The 5,114-nt window shown below is 35.0% G+C and carries 3 protein-coding genes and 1 pseudogene; 3 read left to right on the top strand and 1 reads right to left on the bottom strand.

What is annotated here, in order from left to right; translation table 11 throughout:
• The 3 genes and pseudogenes from FTV25_RS14345 to FTV25_RS14335 form a co-directional block, all read left to right on the top strand.
• Positions 1 to 838: pseudogene (locus FTV25_RS14345) on the top strand (nickase); the annotation flags it as partial.
• A gap of 515 nt (positions 839 to 1,353) precedes the next feature.
• Entirely contained in the window at positions 1,354 to 2,247 is an 894-nt protein-coding gene (gene repM / locus FTV25_RS14340) for a replication initiation protein RepM (protein ID WP_180004292.1), read from the top strand.
• 63 nt (positions 2,248 to 2,310) lie between these two features.
• A complete protein-coding gene (locus FTV25_RS14335) occupies positions 2,311 to 2,874 on the top strand; it encodes a plasmid replication DNA-binding protein (protein WP_180004294.1) in 564 nt (187 codons plus the stop codon).
• Positions 2,875 to 3,161: 287 nt separating this feature from the next.
• Here FTV25_RS14335 and FTV25_RS14330 read toward each other — a convergent pair whose 3' ends face one another.
• Positions 3,162 to 4,730 (bottom strand): ATP-binding cassette domain-containing protein, encoded by a 1,569-nt coding sequence (locus FTV25_RS14330; protein ID WP_159124549.1) that lies wholly within the window; start codon positions 4,728 to 4,730, stop codon positions 3,162 to 3,164.
• Between the last annotated feature and the right edge of the window lie 384 nt (positions 4,731 to 5,114).

The raw sequence follows: 5,114 nt of genomic DNA, 5'->3' as shown, positions 1-5,114 counted from the left end.
AGACCAGGAGAATGGTTTAGAAGCCACGCTGCACGAAGGGCCGAAAGTCACCGAACTGCGCCGAAAAGGGATTGAGACCGAAATCAGCCGAAGCAATGACGAAATCAAACAGAGAAATCAGGCTCAGTTGCAATACGGCAAAAATATGGATCTGCTGATTGCTGAAAATGAGATCAAACTCAATACACTAAAAACTGAACAGCAGATCCAAATCAAAAATAGTGCTAAAACGCCACCAATTGACGAAAAATCCCTGTTTGAAGAAAAACAGAGGGAAACCCTTGGCAAAGTGCTAAATCGCGAAATCAGCGCAAAAGACGCAAATCTAGACCTAGAATTTATGCAGGATGTTTTTAAAAAGGCCGAAAACACCTTCGGCAAGATGCAAAAACATGAAAACGAGTTCAATCAGCAGCTTGCCCAGGACATAGTGAAGAGCCGACTCAAGCAAAGTCATGACAAATTGCAAAGCCTGGTCGATCAACACAACGAATTAACCCAGAACAAACCCTTACTGTTTGGAAAAAAAGCCTGGGAAGCCCAACGTGATGCGATTTACCAAGAACACAAAAAGCTGAAAGGTCAGCATGAACACCAGAAAAAACATGGTGTAAAGGATTTATTGGAAAATGAAAAGTTCAAAGAACATGCCTGGAAGCAGTACCAACAACAACATCCGGCCAAAGCCAAGCAATACCAGACTCTATACTCAACCTATCAAGTCATTAAAAAATGTGTGAATGAGATCAAAGCACAACAGCTGAAACTCAGACAAGAACAACAACTCAAAGCACAGCAACATGCGCCTAGAATGAAATCTCGTGGCATGAGTCGCTAAACAGAGCGAGTGTCTACGAGCGAACTGAGAAAATTTGCCCATCCCTTTCCCTGATTACAAGCTTCCTATCCATCAATCACCTGCTTTACAGAGCATCCCGAATGGGTGCGAACTTTCCAATTTTGATCCCTAAACCGAGCGTAGCGAGAAAAAAAAGCTTATGAGCGAAGCGAATTCCGAGTTGCTTTTGCTTTTCTAAAAGTCACGAAAATATTAACCAAAAATTGCCCCGACGAATCGAGCGAAAGCGAGATTCAATAGAGTTTGAGCGAAGCGAAAACCAAGGGCAATTTTTCAAATTTCCTTTTTTAATTATTTTTAAATATTTTAAATCTTTTCAGCCCTCTGTATGCCTTTAGTAGCAATGGTTTCAGCATTTAAATATGACGGATTGACTACTAACTATGACGGATTGACTACTAACTATGACGGATTGACTACTTAACTATGACGGATTGACTACTAACTATGACAAGTATATATTTGTCATATATTAAAAATTAAATGGTTTTATTTTGGATAAGAATCAAGTTGTAAAATCAAATCAAGTTATAGAAGCTTCATATCAATTAAGTGCCGTAGAGCAACGTATTGTCTTAGCAGCTATTTCACGTATTCCAAAGAATCAACCCATCACAGATGATGAGTTATACCCAGTGAGTGTTAATGAATTACAGCTCCTAGGAGTACACGAGAAAACAGCCTATAGAGATTTAAAAGAAGGGATTAATAGACTTTATGAAAGGTCTATCAACCTCTGTGTGGACGATAAATCTATCAAAATGAGATGGGTACAAGAGGTTCAGTTTTTAGATAGTCAAAGTGTCATTGGTATTCGCTTTTCAAAACCAATTTTGCCTTTTATATCCAACCTAAGTAGAGAATTTACGAAATATGCTCTATCTGATATCGCAGGTATCAACAGTGGGTACGGTATCCGTATCTATGAGTTACTGGTGCAATACAGACAAATAGGTAAGCGTGAAATCTCTGTTGATAATCTACGAACCATGCTGGAACTAGGTAAAAAGTATCCGTTATTTGCTGATTTTAAAAAAAGGGTAATTGATACTGCTGTAGATCAAATAAATGAATACAGCCCTTTACGTGTGACGTATGAGCAGAAAAAAACAGGTCGTAAAGTTACTCACATTACTTTTTCTTTTAAAGAAAAAACAAAAAGTATTGGTCAGGAAAGTACAGACATACCGAAAGAGTTCTATAAGTTAACAGATGCTCAGATAAATATGTTTGGTAATCAACTATCGCGTCTACATGAACTTTCTCATCTAGCACGTGAGGGTGATAGCTATGAAATATTAGCTTCAAAAATCAAGGAAAAACTTAGAGATCCAAAACAACAGAAGCAGTTTTTACCTTACTTACGGAACTTAGGCTTCAAACCTTGAGTGTATTGAAGAATACACTTATTGTATTCTTCAATACGTATCTTAAATACACAGTAATACACTATGAAAACAAGTACAAAATACAGTGTTAGTGATGCTGCCACACTGTATAAAAAATCTAGAGCGACACTTTATAAAGATATAAAAAATGGGGTATTAAGCCGTGATCATGATGGTTTAATAGACTTTTCAGAATTATTGCGTGTATATGGTGAACCGTTTTCTGGAAAGCAGTCAAAACGTATTGATACGTCTCTAATACAGAATCTGGATACACCCGAATACACTGATAAAACAGTAGTAGAGTTAAAAAATCAGATCGACTTTTTAAAGAAACAATTAGAAAAAGCAGAAGATAGAGAGGCTAAAGCTAATGCTCGTATCGATACGCTTCTTACACTAATTGAAATGAAGCCACCTAAAGCTAGTAGTGAACCTAATAAAGAGAATATTGAAAGTAATATTTCACCAAACCCAACTGATATGGCAACAAATATTCAGTTAAAGCAGGTTAAAGCGGACGGATTGACTACTCCAGAGAACAAACGTATCCCTGTTCCAGAACATGTTGAGCCTGAACCTAAAAAGAGGGGCTTCCTAAGCCGTTTTTTCCTTCCTTATGGTTAGCCAGGACTCCAATTTTTTGATGAGCCAAGTTCAGTGCAAGCACATGAAATAATGACTCATCAAAAAACCGGATGAGGTTTATTAAAACTGAACAAAACCGTGGAACATTGCTTACTTATTGATCGTGGAACACTAAAAATTGCTAAAAAAGCCTAAGATTGACTGCTTAGGCTTTTTTAAATGACATAAAACATTGTTTTTGAAGTAATTTTTTCGGACGTTTCGTATAAGGTGTATTATGTTAATTTTAGTAGAACTAATAAATCTATATATTTGAAAATGTCATTTTACTCAATTAAATACTCTTCAGATATTTCACACTGTTCAACAAAAAAATGATCATGTGAAACTAAAATTACAGCGCCCTGATATTGGCTAATAGCCTGCGATAGAAGCTCTCTAGACTCAATATCTAAATGATTTTCTGGTTCATCAAGCAATAATAAATCAATACCATCAGGATAGTGACTCATTGCTAATAATGCGACTTTCAATTTTTCACCACCACTCAGTTCTGATAGTTTTAATAAAGCTTTTTCACGACGAATACGTAACTGACCTAACAAATTTCTCCACTCAACTTCAGTAAGATTGGAGTTATAAAGTGCAAGGTTTTCGATTACGGATAAATCATTATTTAATAAACTAAAGTTTTGATCTAAATACAAACATGTTCCACTAAAGAAAATATCATCACGTTGATGGGTAGAAATCAATTTCAATAAGGTTGATTTACCAATTCCATTAGCACCTTTAAGATGGATTTTTTCGCCAGCTTTCAATGCAAAATTAATTTTATTTGTTGCTGTATGGGGTAGCTTTAAATCATGAATTCTTAAAATCTCTCCTTGCTTCGTACTCTGTAAGTGGAATTCAAACTTCTGAGCTTTGATTTTTTCTACAATGGTCTGCCTATTAATCAGACTATTTTTCAAATCATCAGTTTGTCGAGTTTGTTGGGCACGTAGCTTACCTAAGCTTTGTCCAGCATTTTCCTTTTTGAAATCTAGAAAAATCTTTGCTTGAGAATTAGAATCACGAAGTTCATTGCCTTTAGATTGACGTTTATTCGCTTTCATTAAGCTATCATGTTGCCGTTGTTTTAACTGCTTTAATTCTTTTTTCTCATTATTAATAGACTGAGTTAATGCATCCATGTGTAGCTGATGCTGTTGAATGTAATGCTCATAATTACCTTTGTAGTGTTGTAAGCCTAATTCAGTTAAAGCATAAATATGTTGGACTTGATTGAGTAATTGGCGATCATGACTAATCAGGCATACACCACTAGGGTGTGCCAAAATACTCTCAATTAACCATTGTCTAGATGTTGAGTCTAAATGGTTGCTTGGTTCATCTAAAAGTAGATAGTGATCCTTTTTTAAAAACAAACGACATAAAGCCAGCTTTGTTTTTTGTCCTTCACTCAGTTTTTCTGTTGGAAAGTTCAAATCCGTAGGTAAGTCAGCATTTTCAAGTATATTTTGCCATTTTTGTGGTAAATCCCAGGTATTTTCAACTAACTCATAATCATCAAAACTAGCTGTATTGTTCTCTATACGCCGAAAAGCATGATGTAAATGATCTACCTCTAATGCTTGTGCAATATTTTCAGCATTAAGGCGTTCTAATTGTGCCAAATAATCATGTTGGATATTCCATGAAACTTGACCACTATAATGAATATCTAAAGCTTGGCTTTGATCTAATATTCTGAACAATAGGGATTTACCTAAACCATTACGTCCAATTAATGCAGAAACCTGTCCTGATAAAAGCGTAATGTTTAGCTGATCAAACATTTTCTGTGTAGAAAATTCTAAATTTAAGTTTGAAGCAATACATGCATGTTGCATAAAAAATTCCTCATGTAGAGGATATGCAAAATAGTGAAGATTAACTTATAAAAAACAATATATTATTTAGGATATAAAGTAGAGACCAAGAATATATAGCCACAAGTAGAATCTATTTTGCACATCAAAAGTTTAAAAATAATGATGAGAAAATGACTTACTTCATTGGCGTTACTCTTGGGAGGATGATTTGAATAAGGTTATTTTATAATGATAAGACAATCTGTCAAGCTTGTACTAAAGCTTCTAAAAGTTATTTAACATAATGGCTGTTATACGAAATTCAGTTGTCAGAAACCATTTATTACATCAAAAGTAATGAAAAAGTAAAGAATATGACTTATATTATCTTTACTTTAATGGTTTTTGAGTGAGGGAATCATG

The organism is Acinetobacter sp. YH12249 (assembly GCF_013417475.1).
In the GTDB taxonomy this organism is placed as follows: domain Bacteria; phylum Pseudomonadota; class Gammaproteobacteria; order Pseudomonadales; family Moraxellaceae; genus Acinetobacter.
Note: the sequence above shows the minus strand (reverse complement) of the source record. Positions and strands in the feature narration are given on the sequence as shown.